This window comes from Actinoplanes sp. NPDC051343, assembly GCF_044455125.1.
Lineage (GTDB): Bacteria > Actinomycetota > Actinomycetes > Mycobacteriales > Micromonosporaceae > Actinoplanes.
Genome location: NZ_JBITEL010000003.1, coordinates 123,312 through 139,067, shown reverse-complemented (window position 1 = coordinate 139,067; position 15,756 = coordinate 123,312). Strand labels below are relative to the sequence as shown.

Genomic DNA, 15,756 nt, shown 5'->3' with positions numbered 1-15,756 from the left:
GGACACTGCCACGATCGGCGCCAGGCTGTCTCCGGTGCCAGTTGGCACGGCCGCGTTCGTGCTGCTCCGCCGCCGGACTCGGTTCGTGGGTTGATCGAGCGGCAGCCGGCCCGGCCGGGGTGGCCACCGTTCTCACTGCAGCCAGGTGACGCCGTCCCGGCCGGGCAACCCGTCGGAGGACAGGAAATCGGCCAGTGTCTTGGCCAGGCGCTGAAGACCGGATTTGGTCCTCGGGAAGCGGCGGCTCGACAAGAAAATCAAACCGGCGTGGCCGAAGCCCTGATGTGCCAGCCGCGCGAAATCCGAGACGTTTTCGGTGACCACACAGCGCCCGTTTCGCGCGGCCCACGCCAGGACATCCTCATACGTCTTGGCCGCCAGACCGACTTCGACCTCGAGAACGGCGAGGACATCGTGGCCACCGGCTCGCAACTGCTGTGCAAGCGCGGGGGGATACATCTCGTCGAGAAGGAGGCCCGTCAGGGCTTCGGCTTCTGCAGAAGCTTCTGCTGGGCTTCCCATAGCTGCTCCTCCCGATCCGCAACTTCCTTGTTGAGGACGATCCGCTCGTCGATCTCGTCGGGATAGGCCGCGTAATAGCGCAACGCGACACCTACCAGCGCCGAACTCAGGCCCGTCACGCCACTGAGCTCCTCCAGCAGCGCCAAGCGCCCGATATCCGGGTCTTCCTCTCGGATAGCAGTGAGGGATGCGATCACTTCCCACACATCCGGTCCGCCGGCCAGCGCCGCTCGGCGGCCGGTCGGGCCGGGCCGGAAGATGACGCCAGGATGCTCATAAGACCGCAAAGCCTCGTCGATGAACATATTGGCCACGGACGACGAGGAGGATCCAGGGTGCTCCCGGACGTAGCGATCCAGCCGGGACAACACCCCTTCATCGAAGCGAACCGATCGCGGAGCTGTCATGACTACAGCGTAGTTATCTGTAATCATGACAGTAACCGAACTTACCCCTTTACTCCGTCGCGAGGAGGAGGCGGCCTGTCGCCGCGTGGGTTTCCATCCGCTCGTGGGCGGTCGAGGCTGCGGGTCCGGACCTCACCGCCGACCGGGTCGATGATGACGTCGAAGCTCTCGCCGGGCAGGCGTGCGGAGTCGACAACCGCGTCGTACGGGAGCCTGATGGTCACCGCGCCGGCGCTGGCCGCCTACCTCCGGCAGATGGCTCACCCGACGCCGACGCTGGCCGCCCTCTATGCGCGGGTGCCGGAGTGGGGTCACGTCGCGCTTGACTTCGCGCCCCGCTTCCGCGAACTGCTCAACGCCTCCGCGACCGGCCCGGCGAGTGCCGAACCGGTCGCGAAGCAGTCGTAAGGGGTTGGACCTGCGCCGTTCGGGTACCGGGCATGCCCATGGACGGCTTCCTCAGCCGCTGGACCGGCGCAGACGGTGGCCGCATCCACGCGCTCTCCCACACCGTGCGGGGTGGGCTTCCCGCCGTACTCCTGCACGGCCTCGCCGTCTCTCGCCGCTACCTGATGCCGACGGCGCGGGCGCTCGCCGCCCGGCGTTCCGTCGTGGTTCCGGACCTGCCGGGGTTCGGGCGCAGCGACAAACCGGGCCGGGCGTACGACGTGGGCCGGCACGCCGAAGCCCTGTCCGAGTGGCTGGACCGCTGCGGGCTGGACCGGATCTGCCTGGTCGGCCACTCATTCGGGGCCGAGGTCGCGGCCCGGCTCGCCGTCCGGCGCCCGGACGTGGTGGCCGCCCTGGTGCTGGCCGGCCCGACCACCGATCCGGCCGCCCGCACCTGGCCGCGGCTGGTGGCCCGGTTCGCCGGCGACGTGCTCGTCGAGCAGCCGTGGCAGACCGCCCTGCTGGCCGAGGGCATCGCCGCCGCCCGGCCGTGGCGGGTCGCGGCCACCGTGGGGCATTCGCTGGGCAACGCGATCGAGACGGACCTGGTGCGCCTGCCGGTCGCCCCGCTGGTGCTCGGCGGCGGGCTCGACCCGATCGCCCCGCTGCGCTGGCGGCTCGAGGTGGCGGCCCTCAGCGGCGGCGTCGCGGTGACCGTCCCGCAGGCCGCGCACAACGTGCTGACCACCTCGCCCCGCCGCAGCACCCAGGCGATCGAGGCCCACGTCAGGCGGCTAGATGCCGAGCTATCGCCGCGAACTCCCGCCGCGTGACGAACGACGGGTTCGCCGCCTGCGGCTGCCGGAAGACCTCGAGGGCCGCCAGTTCGGTGTCGGCCCGCAGCAGTTCCCGGCGCACCCGGCCGGCCTCGGGCGAGATCACCAGGTCGAGCGGCACCGACCAGCCACCCTCGGCGGCGTCCCGATCCGGCGGGCCGGCCAGCCGGCCGAGGCCCCAGATCCCGTACGGGATGTCGCGCCGGCGACTGCCGCTGGCCCAGAACAGCACGGGCTGACCGGCCCGCATGAGTTCCAGGCGGTAGCTCGGCTGCACGCACCACCGGGTCACCCGGGGCTCGCGTGCGAATCGGCCCGTCAGATCGGCGTGGTCGGCGTTGCCCTTGATCAGCCAGGCGCCGAGATTGTCGGCGTCAACTCGTCGCATGCTGACGACCGTACACAAAGGGTCTTGACTCAACGCAACCACATGAAAGCATCGAGTGACCGACCACGGGAGGAAACAGCATGGCCGTCTCCGTGAACCTCGACGCCGTTCTCGACCCGCAATATCAGTCCAGTTCGGTCACCGACCTCGTGACCGCACCCGTCTCGGCCCTGTCCGGCATCGATGAGGCCGAGGCCGAGGGCCTGCGTCAGGCGTTCGGCATCGAGACCATCGGCGACCTCGCCGACAACACGTTCGTCCGCGCCGCGATCGCCATCCGCGAGATGGCGAAGGTGGCTCAATAGCGCCGGTCAAGCCGTGACCTGCACTCCCCAGCTCGAAAGGCCCGGCGGCAGGCGGTCGGCCGAGGCGGCCAGACGCAGGGCGCCCTCGACCGGGCTGCCCGCCGCGGGCCGCACCGCGAAGCCGGGGTCGAGCGCGCCGAGAAGTGCGGCGCGGAAGTCCGGGTGATGGTCGGGCAGGCCGCCGACGACCGCCAGCGGCACCGGCGAAAGCAGGCCGGTCGGCCGGGCCGCGAGAGCCGTGTCGGCCAGGTGCCGGCAGGCCTCGGCGCGAATGTCGGCCGCCACCCGGTCGCCGGAGCGGGCGGCCTCGAGGACGGCCGGAGCGAAGCGGGCGAGGACGGCCGCCCGATCCGCGCGAGCGTTCAGTTCGCGGATCAGGGCCGCGGGATCGCCGTACGCCGCAAGCAGGTGCCGAAGCAGCAGGGGTGACCCACCGCGACGCCCGTCGGACGCGCGCAGCGCGGCGGTCATGCCGGCCCGGCCGAGCCAGGCGCCCCCGCCGAGATCCCCGATCAGGTCGCCGCGGCCGTCCGCCCGCCGCCATTCGCCGGACAGGTCGCCGCCGAACGCGACCGCGCCGGTGCCGGCCGACAGCGTGACACCGGGCGAGCCGGCGAGTGCACCGAGAAACGCGGTCACCATGTCCGAGGCGACGACCACAGTGGCCGGTCCGCACGCCGCCCGCAGGGCCGCCGGGAGGCTTATCCGGAGTTCGGCGCCGAGGTCGGCGGCGCCGGCGCAGCCGAGCGCGACCGCCTTGACCCGCACGTCGCGGCCGGCCAGAAGCGAGGCCGCCAGGGCCGCCGCCGCGGGCACCACCCCTTCGATGCCGCCGGCGCCGCGCCGCAGGCCGATCGCCTGACTTGCCCGCGCGAACGGGACCGGCTCGCCGGACGCCGGAGCGAGCGCGCCGCGCAGGCCGGTGCCGCCCACATCGATGCCGAGGACGACCTCCATGAGCCCACCTTAGGGGCCCGATCGATAGGATCCGAGGCGTGATCGAGTCGATTCTGCCGGAGGGGACGGTCGCGGTCGACACGTTCATCGACCCGCCCGGGGCGGCTCTGTTCCCGGCGGAGGCGGCGCTCGTCGAACGGGCGGTCGAGAAGCGCCGGCTCGAGTTCACGACCGGCCGGTGGTGCGCGCGCCGCGCGATGGCCGAGCTCGGCCGCCCGCCCGCACCGTTGCTGCGCGGCGATCGCGGCCAGCCACTCTGGCCGGCCGGTCTGGTCGGCAGCATCACCCACTGCGCGGGCTATCGCGGCGCGGTGGTGGCTGAGGACGGGTCCTACGCGACGATCGGCATCGACGCGGAACCCGACGAGCCGCTCCCGGACGGCGTGCTCGAGACGGTCGCCGGGCCCAGCGAGCGGGCGCGCATCGAGACCCTGCTGCGCCAACATCCGTCGATCCGGTGGGACCGGCTTCTGTTCAGCGCCAAGGAATCGGTCTACAAGTCGTGGTTCCCGCTGACCGCGCGGTGGCTCGACTTCGAGGAGGCCGACCTGGTCATCGACCCGGCGGCGGGCACCTTCTCGGCGCGGCTGTCGGCGACCGGCGGCCCGGCCGGCTTCGCCGGGCGCTGGACCGCCGGGCGCGGGCTGATCCTCACCGCGATCGCGGTGCCGGCACACGAACAACCACCGGAAGGTCGGCCCGGCGGGTCACCTTGAGCTTCCGGTACGTATGGGTCAGGTGCTGCTCGACCGTACTGACCGTGACGAACAGCTTCCGGGCGATCTCGCGGTTGCTGTACCCGTCGGCGGCCAGCGGCGCGGTCGCCGAGGTTGTCGTAGGTGAGCGAAAAGCTGGCCCGGATGCCGAGCGCGCCGTGTTCGAGCTCGTCCAGCCGGCGCGACTCGTTCGCCAGCCGGTCGGCCAGCTGCCCGACCGTCCAGTGCGGACGCGACGACAGGCGGGCGCCCGCGATCCGCAGCGCGAGCGGCAGCTGGCCGCAGAGCGCGGCCAGGCCGGCCGCCGCGTCGCCCTCGGCCCGTACCCGGCGGTCACCGGCGATGCGGGAGAGCAGGTCGACCGACTGCTGCGGCTCGAACACGTCGACCTCGACGTGCACGGCGCCGGGCAGGCCACCGAGCCGGCGCCGGCTGGTGACCAGCACCGCGTTGTTCGGACCGCCGGGCAGCACCCGAAACACCTGGTCCTCGCTCGCCACGTTGTCGAGTACCACCAGGATCCGGCGGTCGGAGAGCAGTGCGCGATAGGCCTCGGCCCGTTCCGCCAAACCGTTCGGCACCGACCCGCCGGGCACGCCGAGCGTCCGCAGGAACCGCTCGAGGATGTGCGTCGCGCCGGCGCCGTGCGAGTCGAGCCGGAGGCCCCCGGCGACCACCTCGAGCGGGCCGAGCACACGGAACTCACCGGTGCGATCCTATCCGGCAACCCCTATGAGCACCCCGGTCGCGGCGCCGGCCGTCGCCGGGCCCGCGGTCACGAAAGCCGGGCACCCCACTGCGCGACCAGGTCTCCCCCTGCGGCACGGTGGGTTTTCAGGTGGTCGAGCCAGCCCGGCCCGAGCTCGGTCAGCTCGACGGTGTTGCCGTCCGGGTCGCGGACCGCGGTGATGCGCGACGACTCGCCGAACTCGACCGGCGGATAGAGCGGCTCGACGCCGCGCCCCCTGAGCCACGCGACCAGACGGTCCATCTCGAACACCATGAACGCGAGCTTCACCGAGCCGACGCCGGCAGCCTCGCCCGGGTAGTCGGCCTGCGGGTGGATCGCGAAGTGCACGTCGCCGAGTTCGCACGCCCAGTGCGGTTGGCTGTCGTCGTGCTGCTCCTCGGCCAGCGGCACCCCGAGGACGTCGCGGTAGAAGCCGACCAGCCGCTCGGGCTCGGCCGACACCAGGATGATCCCGGACAGGAAGCGCAGCCCGTCCGGCCGCCTCTCAGCGTCTTCGGACACGACCGCAGCCTAGCGTTTGACATCGTCGCGGGACTAACTTGCGGCAGGAACCATGCGCGCGGCGTGGTACGAGAAGCAAGGGCCGGCGGCCGAGGTGCTCCAGGTGGGTGAGACGGCGGACCCGCACGCGGGTCCGGGCGAGGTTCGCGTACGCGTCCCCGAGTCCGGAATCCACATCGGTCGTCATCGCGACCTACGCGACCGGTAACGGCACCCCCCGCGTGCCCTATTGGCCATACGCGTTCAAGAACCTCACCGTGCGCTTCCTCAGCAACGACGACTTCCCCGAGGCGGCCAACCAGGACGCCGCCCGCGATCTCACCGAGGCGCTGGTCGCCGGCGACCTGCGCTACCCGATCGCGGCCGAGCTGCCGCTCTCCGAGATCGTGCGCGCGCACGAACTGGTCGAGGACCCGGGCACCGCCGGTCGCGTACTCCCGAAGATGTGACGCGGCGGAGTGGAGCGCGCGTCAGCGACGCTCAGCGGCGCGCCTCAGATTTGCGGGTGTGCTGCCGGTCGCCTCGCGGAACGCCTTGCCGAACGCGGAGGCCGAGCGATAGCCGACGGCCGCGGCGATGTCGTCGAGACCCCGGTCGGTTCCGGTCAGCAGGTCGGCCGCGATCGTCATGCGGGTGCGGGTGAGGAATTCGGCCACGCCCATGCCGGTGGCGGCGGAGAAATGGCGTACGAGGGTGGCCCGCGAGACCCCGGCGACCCGCGCGAGCCCGGAGATCGTCCACCGCTTCCCCGGCTCGCTCGCCACCACGTCGACCACCGCCCGCAGACCCGGATCGGTCACCGCGGTCCAGGGCGGGACCGGGTTGGTGGTGGCCCCGCGCAGCGCCAATGCGAGCAGCGCCTCGCAGAGCGACGCCAGCAGCGCACCGGCGCCCGGGCCGTCGAGAGTGGCCTCGGCCCGCATGAGCTCGCCGAGCAGGTGCAGCGGCGAGCCCTCCCCCACGCCGAGGGACGCGTGCACGATGGCGGGCAGGCCGCCGAACAGCAGCTCACCGGCGCCCGGCTGATAGGTGTAGTGGCCGCAGAACAGGTCGATGACCGGCTCGTCCTCGCTGCGCTCGGTCGCGATCGAGCCGACGTGGCGCACGAAGGGGCTCGGCGGCCCGTCGGCCGCGACCCGCAGGCGGTGGCCACAGCCACGGGGCAGCATGAGGACGTCGCCGGGGCGGAGCTCGAGCGTACGGCCGGGGACCTCGGCCATGCAGTGGCCGGACAGCAGAAGGTGGAACGGCACCCGCCTGGGCCGGGACGGCGGGTTGTCGAGGACGTGGCCGCCGGCGAGCAGGCAGCGAACGTCGACCGCCCCCTCGGGGCGGGCCATCCGGATGAGTTTGCTGATCGCGTCCATGAGCCGTTCGGCCGACAAGGCAAGCAAGTCGTGATGGTCGAGCAGTCCGCGCTGATGTACGGCGGCACCTGCCTCAACATCGGCTGCGTGCCGACCAAGGCGCTGATCCACCGCGCGTCGGCCCGGCCCGGTGACGCCGACCCGCAGCAGTGGTTCGCCGATTCGGTGGCCTGGACGGCGAACCTGACGTCGTTCGTGCGCGGCAACAACTTCCGCATGCTCGACTCGCTCGACTCGGTGACCGTGGTGACCGGAACCGCGGCCTTCCTCGACGAGAAACGGGTCGTCTCGCCCGACCTGCCGAGGCGGATCGCGGTCATCGGCGGCGGCTACCAGGGCATCGAGTTCGCGGCGATGCTGGCCCGCTACGGCACGCAGGTGACCGTGCTGGAGAAGGGCAGCCGCATCCTCGCCCGCGAGGACGACGACATCGCCGCCGAGGCCACGAAAATCCTCCAGGACGAGGGCGTCACCTTCGTCACCGGCGCCCACATCACGCGGGTCGACGACGCCACCGTCCTCTACTCGGCCGGCGGCGTCGAGCACACGCTGGAAGCCGACGCGCTGCTGTCGGCGGCCGGGCGCACGCCGAACACCGCCGGGCTGCGGCTCGACGCGGCCGGCGTGGAAACGACCGGCCGCGGCGCGGTCGAAGTGGACGAACACCTGCGGTCGAGCCGGCCCCACATCTACGCGATCGGCGACGTCAACGGCGGCCCCCAGTTCACGTACATCTCGCTCGACGACTACCGGATCGTCCTCGACCAGATCACCGGCACGGGCCGGCGCTCAACGGCCGACCGGGTCGCGGTGCCGTACACGCTCTTCATGACGCCACCGCTCGCCCGCGTCGGCCTGACCGAGGCCGAGGCCCGCGCGGCCGGCCGCGAAATCAAGGTGGCGGCCAAGTCGATCGCGGCGAGCGCGGCCATGCCCCGCGTACGCATCGTCGACGAGATCCGCGGCATGATGAAGTTCGTCATCGACGCGTCGACCGACGAGATCCTCGGGGCGGCGCTCCTCAACGTCGACTCCCAGGAACTCATCAACACGGTCGCGCTGGCCATGCGCACCGGCACCACAGCCACCACCCTGCGCGACGCGATCTACACCCACCCGAGCACCACCGAGGGCTTCAACGAGGTGCTGGCCACCATCGTCCGCTGAGCCGGTCCTCCACCTCGGCCACATCGCAGTGCATGGCGGTCACGGTCAACTGGAACTTGCCGTCGGTGGCCGGTGAGCCCATCTTCCCCGCGACCGCGTTCTTTCCCTTCTGGTTGTCGTCCAGGTTGGAGGCCACCTTCGCGGTGCCGCCGATCACGGGCGTGAACAAGCCGACGCAACCGAGGATCGCCACGAGGACCACGCCCCTCGAAGACAGCCCTGCTCGGCCGGGGAAATCGTCCGTGGGAGCTGAGGCGGCGGGCTCGGCTCGCGGCCGGCGTGGTGGACTGCCCGGCGGGACACAATGACGGCACACTCGGCCATAAAATCCATTTACATCGATGGAAAGTGTTCTGATGTCGGTATGCGCCTCTCCCGCTTGGCCGTGGCGGCAGGTGTCCTCGCCGCCACCGCGATCGTCGTCCCCATAGGCCCGGCCCATGCCGCCACCGCTGCCGCCACCGTCGCCGTCACCGACGGCAACGCGCGGTTCCAGGTCCTCACCCCGACCCTCATCCGCACCGAATACGCCGGTGACGGCGTGTTCAACGACGCCACCACGTACAACGCGATCAACCGGTCGTTCCCCGCGGCCGCCTACACCACGTCCGTCACCTCGGACGGCTACCGCGAGATCCGGACCAGCGCGCTGACCCTGCGCTACAAGCAGAACAGCGGCCCGTTCACCGCCTCGAACCTCAGTGTCGCCATCAACTCGACCGGCGCGACCGCGCACCCGCGATTTCCGTCCTACTGTGCGGTCTCGACCGCCTGCGAGGGCGAGAACGCGCTGCTGACCGGCAACGCCTCGACCGGCTACGACCACACCGGCTTCACCGGCACCGGGTTCGCCGCCGGGTTCGAGAGCACCGGCAGCGGCGTCCAGTACGACGTCGACGTGCCGACCGCCGGCAGCTGGCGGCTCGCGATCCGTTACGCCAACGCGGTCGGCAGCGACAACCAGAGCGCCACCCGCACGCTGACCGCGCATGTCAACGGCACGACCGGGCCACGGTTCTCGCTCGCCCCGACGGCCAGCTGGGACACGTGGTCGACCGCGGCGGTGACGGTCACCCTGCGGGCGGGCATCAACTCGATCGCGGTCAACCAGGATTCGGCCGACAGCGGACGGGTGAACGTCGACAGCCTCGCCGTCACGCCCACGTCGACGACCTCTTATCCCGCCGGGGCAACGGATCTGCAGACCACCGGCTACGGCGCCGGGCCGAACAGTCAGCTCGGCGGCTGGTACCGCTCGCTCGACAACCTGCCGGGCGGCCTGCCGCAGAGCCTGCACCCGGGGGTGCTCAACCGGGGTGGCTGGTATCTGCTCGATGACACCCGTACGGCGTTGCTGCCGCTCAAGGACCGGCCGGGCCATGGCACGCAGCCCTATGAGGACGGTTACTTCTTCGGGTACGGCCAGGACTACAAGCAGGCGCTCAACGACCTGAACGCGCTTGCCGGCGGCATCGATCTGCTGCCGCAGTCGGCGTACGGCGTCTGGTTCTCCCGCTTCTGGGGCTACAGCACCGCCGACTACCAGAACACGCTGCTGCCCGCCTTCCGCAACAACTTCACCCCGCTCGACTGGCTGGTCGTCGACACCGACTGGAAGAAGCCGGTCGAGTGGGACGGCTGGAACTGGAACACCGACCTGTTCCCTGACCCGCAGGGGTTCCTCAACTGGACCAAGCAGCAGGGGTTGGACGTCAGCATGAACGTCCACCCGGAGATCGATCAGACCGACCCGAAGTTCGCGTCGGCCAACTCGTCCGCCGGCGGCCTGCCCGTGCAGTCGGACGGGCACACCCACTACTTCGACTGGGCCAACCCCGCGCACCTCGCCACCTATCAGGGTCTGCACCAGCCGTTCGAGCAGCAGGGCGTCCGCGCCTGGTGGCTCGACTACTGCGGCGGCTGCGGCGCGTCCATCTCCTCCGACCCGCACATCGGCGCCGACAACCTCATCAACCAGGCCTACGCCGACCACGACCGGGCCCGTGGCCTGCGCGGTTTCGCGTTCAGCCGGATCGGCGGCACCGAGCACGGCACCGGCGACAGCACCAGCTTCGCCTCCGGCCCGTGGTCGGAGCGGCGCAACTCGCTGGCGTTCACCGGCGACACCTACTCCACTTGGGACACTCTCGCCTACGAGGTGAAGTACACGGCCGGTGAGGCGGCAGCCGGCATCTCCAACGTCAGCCACGACATGGGCGGCTTCCACGGCGGCCATCTCGATGACACCATGTACGCCCGCTGGATGCAGTTCGCGACCTTCCAGCCGGTCGACCGGATGCATTCGGACCACGGCGACCGTCTGCCGTGGGACTACCCGGAGGCAGCGCAGGCGAGCGCCGAGAAGTTCCTGCGGCTGCGGGAGGCCCTGGTTCCGTACACGTACACGATGGCGCGGGAGGCGAACCAGACCGGCCTGCCGATCGTCCGGCCGATGTACCTCGACTACCCGGGCCAGGACGCGGCCTACTCGGCCACCGGCGAATACATGTACGGCGACGACATGCTGGTCGCCCCGATCACCAGCGCCGCCGGCTCGACGTCGGTCTGGGTGCCGCCGGGCACGTGGAACGACTATTTCACCGGGGCGTCCTACACCGGCCCGGCGACGGTCACCATGACGGCGCCGCTCGACCGGATGCCGGTGCTCGTCAAGGCGGGCGGGATGGTCCCGACCCGCACCGACTACGTCAACAACCAGAAGCAGGGCGCCGCGGATCAGCTCACCGTGAACGTCGCGGCCGGCGCCAACGGCAGCTTCTCCCTGTACGCCGACGCGGGCGAAGGGACCGGCAGCGCGTCGACGACGACCCCGTTGTCCTGGAACGACGGCTCGAAGACGTTCACCGTCGGCGCCACCACGGGCACCTTCACGGGTGCTCCGGCTTCCCGGGCGTACACCTTGCGGGTGAGCGGCAGTGCCGCGCCGACCGCCGTGGCGGTCGACGGGGTGCAGGTGCCGGAGACGGCCTGGGCCTACAACAAGGACAGCCGCACGGTCACCGTGACCACGGCCAAGCTCCCGGTGGGTTCGGCGCACACCGTCGCGCTGAGCGGCAGCGCGACCGACAACCCGACCAGCGGTGAGACCGTCGGCGTCGGCGGGCTCTGCCTGGACGTCCGCGGCGGCACCGCGGCCGACGGTCAGGCGCTGCAGGTGTACGGCTGCAATCACTCGACCGCCCAGCAGGTGTCCTACGCGGCCGACAACACCGTGCGCGTGCTCGGCCGTTGCCTCACGGCGGGCGGCACCGCGAACCGGGCCCTGGTGACGACCAACGCCTGCGCCGCGAGCGCTTCGCAGCTGTGGACCCGGCGGGCCGACGGAACCCTGCTCAACCCGGCCTCCGGGCGCTGCCTGGACGTGCCGGACTCGAACAGCACGCCGGGGGCGGTGCAGCTGCAGATCTACGACTGCGTGCACACCGACGGCCAGATCTGGCGGCTGCCGCCGGGGCCGGTCACCGGACCGGGCGGCCTGTGCGCGGACATCGCCGGAGCCGATCCGTCATCGGCGACCGCGGCACAGCTCTACACCTGCAACAACAGTGACGCCCAGCGCTTCTCGACGCCGGGCGACGGCACGATCCGGGTGTTCGGCAAGTGCCTCGACGTCGCCAACGCGGGTTCGGCCAACGGAACCCCGGTGCAGCTGTACGACTGCAACGGGACCGGGTCGCAGACCTGGACGAGCCGGTCCGACGGCACGCTGCAGAACCCGCAGTCGGGGCGTTGCCTCGACGATCCCGGCAACAAGCAGCAGGCCGGGGACGCCCTGGAAATCTACGACTGCAACACCTCGGCGGCCCAGAAGTTCCGGCTGGGCTGACGCGTCACCACGCCACGACTCCCTCCGTGCTCGGCTGCAAGGTGCCGAACTGGAGGGAGCTCATGGTGATCCGGCTGTCCTCGTCGGCCGGGAAGCCGTCCAGGTCGGCGACGACGCCGGCGCTCGAGGAGCTGAGGCTGCCCCGGATCGTGTTGCCGGTCGGGCAGTCGGCGTCGTCCCGGTCGCAGGCCTGCCACTTGATGCCCTCGAAGGCGCCGCCGCCCGGCCGCAGGGTGATGTCGAGGGCCTCGCCCGGCTCGTCGACCGGTCTGGTCGGCACGTCGACCCGCTCGTCGGCCGCGTTGTAGAGGCGGAAGTAGGCGCGCCCGTCGACCCGGCACGACGTGTGGGACCGGTTGACGACGTTGACCAGTCCCTTCTGGGTGCCGATCACGGTGATGTCGTCGTTCTGGGCGGAGATGGCGACCGTGATGTCGCCGTTGCCGCACAGCCGCACCCTGGTCGGCGGGGCCGCGGTGACGGTCACGCCGCCGCCGGCCGGTTTCGGCGCCGAGGTGGTCTTCCGCGACGTCACCCGGGTGGGCTCGGGACCGGTGCTCGCCGAGACCTGGCCACTCGGGGATGCGCTCTCGATCGGCTCGGGTACGGCGAGTGCGGCCGGGGCGCTCTTGCGCGGTCCCGGCGACCCGGCCGTCGACAGCAGGTCCCGGATGGGGGTGAACGCGAAGAGCGCAGCCACGATCCCGACGACCGCGGCGGCGGTGAGGGCCGGCGCGGCGCGGCGCCACCGCCGGGACGTGGTCCGCGTGACCGTCGCCGACTCGGCCGGGTCCCGATCGCCACCGGACCCGTTCGGGCAGGCCGGCGGGCGGGACTGCTGAACGGCCCGGGTCGCGAGATCGGCCGCCACCGGGTCGGGCGCGCCGGTCGCGACCAGCCGCTCGAGCAGTTCGGTTGCGGTGGGCCGGCGATCGGGGTCCTTGTCGAGGGACGCCGCGACCAGGTCGCGCAGCGGCTCGGGCAGACCTTTCAGGTCGGGGGGCTGGGTGAGGATGCGGGCCGCGGTGGCGACCGGCGAGTCGGCGTTGAACGGCGTGCGGCCGGTGCCCGCGTACGCCACCACGACGCCCCACGCGAACACGTCGGCGGCCGGCCCGAGCGCCCGGTCGGTCGCGGTGTCGAAGCGTTCGGGCGCCATGTAGGCCACCGTGCCGACCATCTGGTCGGTCGCGGTGTGCTGGCTGGTCGCCTCGAACGCCCGGGCGATCCCGAAGTCGATCACCTTGGGCGTGCCGAGCGCGAACAGCACGTTGCGGGGTTTGAGGTCGCGGTGGATGACGCCGGCGCCGTGGATCGCGGCCAGCGCGGTCGCCACGCCGACGGCGACGCTGTGCAGGCTGCCCCCGGTCAGCGGGCCCTGTTCGGCGACCACCTCGGCCAGACTGGGCCCGTCGACGTACTCGGTGACCAGGTAGGGGGTCTCGTGGTCGGCGTCGGCGTCGATCACCTCGGCGGTGCAGAACGGCGGGACCTGACGGGCCCGGTTGACCTCGCTGCGGAAGCGGCCACGGAACTCGTGGTCGTACGCGAACTCGGACTTGATGACCTTGACGGCCACCGGCCGTCCCTCACGGCTGCGGCCGAGATAGACCGTGCCCATGCCGCCCTGCCCGAGACGCGCCTCCAGACGGTATCGCCCGAGCCGACGCGGATCGGTCGGCCGCAGTTGCCCCCTCATGGATACTGCTCCCCGATACGCTCGGTGACCATCGCGCCCGAACGATACTACTCAATCCTCAGTTCTCCGGCGCGACGAGCCGATCGTCGGGGATCACTGCGACGCCCAGGATCTCGATCATCGCCTCGGGCTGCCAGAGCGTGGTGCACCCAACGCCGGCCATAGCCGGATAGACCGGGCCGGCGAGTTCCCGCCACACCTGCCCGATTTCCTGGCCGTGCGCCTGATAGTCGGGAATGTCGGTCAAATAGATCGTGATGCTGACCAGATCTTCCGGTCGGCCGCCAACCTCACGGAGAGTAGTCAGGACGTTGCCGAATGCCTGCCGGAACTGCTCGACGATGCCGCCCGGAACGATCTTCATATCGGCCGTCAGCGCGGTCTGGCCGCCGAGATGGAGCGTGTTGCCGACCAGGGTGCCGTGCGAGTAACCGCGGGGCTTGGGGAGCGCGGAAGGGTTGACCGGCATCGGAGCCATCGACCGGACCTCCTATTGACGTCTTGTGACGGTCGTGAGAAAAACAACATACAACCTCGACGACGAGGAGCCGATCATGGACGCGCATCAAAGACTCGTCATACCGGTCGTGACCCGCGGCGGCCAGGAACCCGACAGCGCCGGACAGTCCGGCGGCGCGAGCCGGATCTCGGGCGTCAGCATCCAGCACACCCCGGCCACGAAACTGTGGTTCGGCAAGGTTCGCAACGAACCCGGCTTCCGCTCGGTCCCCCACCACCACGGCGAGGCCGAGACCGGCGGCTACGTGCTCTCCGGCCGCGCCCGCATCTACTTCGGCGAGAAGTTCGAGGACTACCTCGACATGGCCGAGGGCGACTGGGTCTTCGTGCCGCCCAACATGCCCCACGTCGAGTGCAACCTCGACCGCAACCACCCGCTCACCTGGATGACCACCCGCACGCCGGACAACATCGTGGTCAACCTCGACGACGTGCCGGACGCCTCGCTCCGCGACTGGCTGGAGCGCCCGTGACCACGTCGTCGATCCTCACCGACGCGTTGCGCCTGTCTCCCTGCGAGCCCGAACACGCCGACCTCGCCTTCACGGCCACGACCCAGGACTGCCCGTGGCCCAAGGCGTACGGCGGCGACCTCGTCGCGCAAGCGACCGCCGCGGCCATGCGATCGGTGACCGACGGCAAGACCCTGCACTCGACGCACTCCTACTTCCTGCGACCCGCCGACATCGGCGCCGAGGTGCGCTACGAGGTCGAGGTGATGCGCGACGGCCGCGGATATTCGACCCGGGGCGTCCGCGGTTACCAGCACGGCAAGACGGTCTACGCCTCGCTGACCAACTTCACGGCCGGCGGCCGGAGCGGCACCTACGAGGCCGCGTTCCCCGGCGATCTGCCCGGTCCCGCCGGACTCCCGACTTCCGCCGACTATCTGGCCGACCGCAAGGGCGGCACGATGACCGACGAGTCGAAGGCCTACTGGTCGGGCGGGCGCAGCTTCGACATGCGGCACGTGCCCGGACCGGTCTATCTGGACGTCGAGGGCGGATCGGCGCCGCACCAGGCGGTCTGGGTCAGGCCGTTCGACCCGCTGCGGCCGGTCGAGGGGCTGACCGACGAGCAACGCGACCTCGCCGCGCTGGCCTATGTCTGCGACTACACCGTTCTCGAACCGGTTCTGCGTGTCCTCGATCTGCCGTGGGCCCGGCCCGGGCTCGTCACCGCCAGCCTCGACCACTCGATGTGGTTCCACCGGCCGCCGCGGCCCGGCGAGCTCGACGGCTGGCTTCTCTACCTGCAGGAGGCGGGCGCCGCGGGCGCCGGCCGCGGCCTCGGTACGGGCCGCTTCTTCACCCCCGATCGCCACCACCTCGCCACCGTCGCGCAGGAGGGCATGATCCGCACCGCCTGAGCGGAAGGGACGTCC

18 protein-coding genes and 2 pseudogenes are annotated in these 15,756 nt (G+C 71.2%); 9 read left to right on the top strand and 11 right to left on the bottom strand.

The window, feature by feature from the left end:
* Nucleotides 1-132: 132 nt before the first annotated feature.
* Nucleotides 133-522: a DUF5615 family PIN-like protein gene (locus tag ACIA5C_RS11275; protein ID WP_396053250.1), complete on the bottom strand. Its 390-nt coding sequence runs from the start codon at nucleotides 520-522 to the stop codon at nucleotides 133-135.
* Nucleotides 480-929: a hypothetical protein gene (locus tag ACIA5C_RS11270; protein ID WP_396053248.1), complete on the bottom strand. Its 450-nt coding sequence runs from the start codon at nucleotides 927-929 to the stop codon at nucleotides 480-482. Before ACIA5C_RS11270 ends, ACIA5C_RS11275 begins: the two co-directional genes overlap by 43 nt.
* A 216-nt stretch (nucleotides 930-1,145) precedes the next feature.
* On the opposite strand from ACIA5C_RS11270, the gene ACIA5C_RS11265 reads away from it, so the two are divergent.
* Both ACIA5C_RS11265 and ACIA5C_RS11260 read left to right on the top strand, forming a co-directional pair.
* Nucleotides 1,146-1,337: a hypothetical protein gene (locus tag ACIA5C_RS11265; protein WP_396053246.1), complete on the top strand. Its 192-nt coding sequence runs from the start codon at nucleotides 1,146-1,148 to the stop codon at nucleotides 1,335-1,337.
* 32 nt (nucleotides 1,338-1,369) lie between these two features.
* Nucleotides 1,370-2,152 carry an alpha/beta fold hydrolase gene (locus ACIA5C_RS11260; protein ID WP_396053244.1) on the top strand — a complete coding sequence of 261 codons (783 nt, stop codon included), beginning with the start codon at nucleotides 1,370-1,372 and terminating at the stop codon, nucleotides 2,150-2,152.
* On the opposite strand, the gene ACIA5C_RS11255 is transcribed toward ACIA5C_RS11260, so the two are convergent.
* Nucleotides 2,106-2,543, bottom strand: coding sequence for a hypothetical protein (locus ACIA5C_RS11255; protein ID WP_396053242.1), 438 nt, complete (start codon nucleotides 2,541-2,543; stop codon nucleotides 2,106-2,108). The genes ACIA5C_RS11260 and ACIA5C_RS11255 overlap by 47 nt on opposite strands.
* A gap of 80 nt (nucleotides 2,544-2,623) precedes the next feature.
* Between ACIA5C_RS11255 and ACIA5C_RS11250 the strand changes: the two genes are divergently transcribed.
* Nucleotides 2,624-2,848, top strand: coding sequence for a hypothetical protein (locus ACIA5C_RS11250; RefSeq protein ID WP_396053240.1), 225 nt, complete (start codon nucleotides 2,624-2,626; stop codon nucleotides 2,846-2,848).
* A gap of 6 nt (nucleotides 2,849-2,854) precedes the next feature.
* Here the strand turns inward: ACIA5C_RS11250 and ACIA5C_RS11245 are convergent, their stop codons facing one another.
* A complete protein-coding gene (locus ACIA5C_RS11245) occupies nucleotides 2,855-3,805 on the bottom strand; it encodes an N-acetylglucosamine kinase (RefSeq protein ID WP_396053238.1) in 951 nt (316 codons plus the stop codon).
* Between the two features lie 38 nt (nucleotides 3,806-3,843).
* Between ACIA5C_RS11245 and ACIA5C_RS11240 the strand changes: the two genes are divergently transcribed.
* Complete coding sequence (locus ACIA5C_RS11240) at nucleotides 3,844-4,521, top strand: 4'-phosphopantetheinyl transferase (protein WP_396053236.1); 678 nt, start codon at nucleotides 3,844-3,846, stop codon at nucleotides 4,519-4,521.
* Here the strand turns inward: ACIA5C_RS11240 and ACIA5C_RS11235 are convergent.
* The 3 genes and pseudogenes from ACIA5C_RS11235 to ACIA5C_RS11225 all read right to left on the bottom strand — a co-directional run.
* A pseudogene (locus tag ACIA5C_RS11235) lies at nucleotides 4,457-4,624 on the bottom strand (helix-turn-helix transcriptional regulator); the annotation flags it as partial. The gene ACIA5C_RS11240 and the pseudogene ACIA5C_RS11235 overlap by 65 nt on opposite strands.
* A 133-nt stretch (nucleotides 4,625-4,757) precedes the next feature.
* A pseudogene (locus ACIA5C_RS11230) lies at nucleotides 4,758-5,102 on the bottom strand (NB-ARC domain-containing protein); the annotation flags it as partial.
* Between the two features lie 194 nt (nucleotides 5,103-5,296).
* Nucleotides 5,297-5,773 (bottom strand): VOC family protein, encoded by a 477-nt coding sequence (locus ACIA5C_RS11225; protein WP_396053234.1) that lies wholly within the window; start codon nucleotides 5,771-5,773, stop codon nucleotides 5,297-5,299.
* Between the two features lie 107 nt (nucleotides 5,774-5,880).
* Between ACIA5C_RS11225 and ACIA5C_RS11220 the strand changes: the two genes are divergently transcribed.
* Complete coding sequence (locus tag ACIA5C_RS11220) at nucleotides 5,881-6,222, top strand: hypothetical protein (RefSeq protein WP_396053232.1); 342 nt, start codon at nucleotides 5,881-5,883, stop codon at nucleotides 6,220-6,222.
* A gap of 21 nt (nucleotides 6,223-6,243) precedes the next feature.
* On the opposite strand, the gene ACIA5C_RS11215 is transcribed toward ACIA5C_RS11220, so the two are convergent.
* Nucleotides 6,244-7,167: a cupin domain-containing protein gene (locus tag ACIA5C_RS11215; RefSeq protein WP_396053230.1), complete on the bottom strand. Its 924-nt coding sequence runs from the start codon at nucleotides 7,165-7,167 to the stop codon at nucleotides 6,244-6,246.
* 6 nt (nucleotides 7,168-7,173) lie between these two features.
* On the opposite strand from ACIA5C_RS11215, the gene ACIA5C_RS11210 reads away from it, so the two are divergent.
* A complete protein-coding gene (locus tag ACIA5C_RS11210; RefSeq protein WP_396053228.1) occupies nucleotides 7,174-8,307 on the top strand; it encodes an FAD-dependent oxidoreductase in 1,134 nt (377 codons plus the stop codon).
* Here ACIA5C_RS11210 and ACIA5C_RS11205 read toward each other — a convergent pair.
* Entirely contained in the window at nucleotides 8,276-8,500 is a 225-nt protein-coding gene (locus tag ACIA5C_RS11205) for a hypothetical protein (RefSeq protein WP_396053226.1), read from the bottom strand. The two genes, ACIA5C_RS11210 and ACIA5C_RS11205, sit on opposite strands and share 32 nt — an antisense overlap.
* Before the next feature lie 171 nt (nucleotides 8,501-8,671).
* Between ACIA5C_RS11205 and ACIA5C_RS11200 the strand changes: the two genes are divergently transcribed.
* The gene (locus ACIA5C_RS11200; RefSeq protein WP_396053224.1) at nucleotides 8,672-12,154 is read left to right on the top strand and encodes a ricin-type beta-trefoil lectin domain protein; all 3,483 of its coding nucleotides are present in this window, start codon (nucleotides 8,672-8,674) and stop codon (nucleotides 12,152-12,154) included.
* Nucleotides 12,155-12,158: 4 nt separating this feature from the next.
* Here ACIA5C_RS11200 and ACIA5C_RS11195 read toward each other — a convergent pair whose 3' ends face one another.
* Both ACIA5C_RS11195 and ACIA5C_RS11190 read right to left on the bottom strand, forming a co-directional pair.
* The gene (locus ACIA5C_RS11195) at nucleotides 12,159-13,853 is read right to left on the bottom strand and encodes a protein kinase (protein WP_396053222.1); all 1,695 of its coding nucleotides are present in this window, start codon (nucleotides 13,851-13,853) and stop codon (nucleotides 12,159-12,161) included.
* Nucleotides 13,854-13,911: 58 nt separating this feature from the next.
* The gene (locus ACIA5C_RS11190) at nucleotides 13,912-14,331 is read right to left on the bottom strand and encodes a RidA family protein (protein WP_396053220.1); all 420 of its coding nucleotides are present in this window, start codon (nucleotides 14,329-14,331) and stop codon (nucleotides 13,912-13,914) included.
* 34 nt (nucleotides 14,332-14,365) lie between these two features.
* On the opposite strand from ACIA5C_RS11190, the gene ACIA5C_RS11185 reads away from it, so the two are divergent.
* Together ACIA5C_RS11185 and ACIA5C_RS11180 are read left to right on the top strand one after the other, a co-directional pair.
* Nucleotides 14,366-14,845: a cupin domain-containing protein gene (locus ACIA5C_RS11185; protein WP_396053218.1), complete on the top strand. Its 480-nt coding sequence runs from the start codon at nucleotides 14,366-14,368 to the stop codon at nucleotides 14,843-14,845.
* On the top strand, nucleotides 14,842-15,741 hold the full coding sequence (locus ACIA5C_RS11180; protein WP_396053217.1) for an acyl-CoA thioesterase: 900 nt from the start codon (nucleotides 14,842-14,844) through the stop codon (nucleotides 15,739-15,741). The genes ACIA5C_RS11185 and ACIA5C_RS11180 overlap by 4 nt, the downstream gene beginning before the upstream one ends.
* Nucleotides 15,742-15,756 lie beyond the last annotated feature (15 nt).

Coding starts and splice junctions, on each gene's coding strand:
- ACIA5C_RS11195 (WP_396053222.1), bottom strand. CDS start 13,853: ATGAGGGGGCAACTGCGGCCGACCGATCCGCGTCGGCTCGGGCGATAC.
- ACIA5C_RS11250 (WP_396053240.1), top strand. CDS start 2,624: ATGGCCGTCTCCGTGAACCTCGACGCCGTTCTCGACCCGCAATATCAG.
- ACIA5C_RS11210 (WP_396053228.1), top strand. CDS start 7,174: ATGGTCGAGCAGTCCGCGCTGATGTACGGCGGCACCTGCCTCAACATC.
- ACIA5C_RS11275 (WP_396053250.1), bottom strand. CDS start 522: ATGGGAAGCCCAGCAGAAGCTTCTGCAGAAGCCGAAGCCCTGACGGGC.
- ACIA5C_RS11270 (WP_396053248.1), bottom strand. CDS start 929: ATGACAGCTCCGCGATCGGTTCGCTTCGATGAAGGGGTGTTGTCCCGG.
- ACIA5C_RS11265 (WP_396053246.1), top strand. CDS start 1,146: ATGGTCACCGCGCCGGCGCTGGCCGCCTACCTCCGGCAGATGGCTCAC.
- ACIA5C_RS11190 (WP_396053220.1), bottom strand. CDS start 14,331: ATGGCTCCGATGCCGGTCAACCCTTCCGCGCTCCCCAAGCCCCGCGGT.
- ACIA5C_RS11245 (WP_396053238.1), bottom strand. CDS start 3,805: ATGGAGGTCGTCCTCGGCATCGATGTGGGCGGCACCGGCCTGCGCGGC.
- ACIA5C_RS11260 (WP_396053244.1), top strand. CDS start 1,370: ATGCCCATGGACGGCTTCCTCAGCCGCTGGACCGGCGCAGACGGTGGC.
- ACIA5C_RS11255 (WP_396053242.1), bottom strand. CDS start 2,543: ATGCGACGAGTTGACGCCGACAATCTCGGCGCCTGGCTGATCAAGGGC.
- ACIA5C_RS11200 (WP_396053224.1), top strand. CDS start 8,672: ATGCGCCTCTCCCGCTTGGCCGTGGCGGCAGGTGTCCTCGCCGCCACC.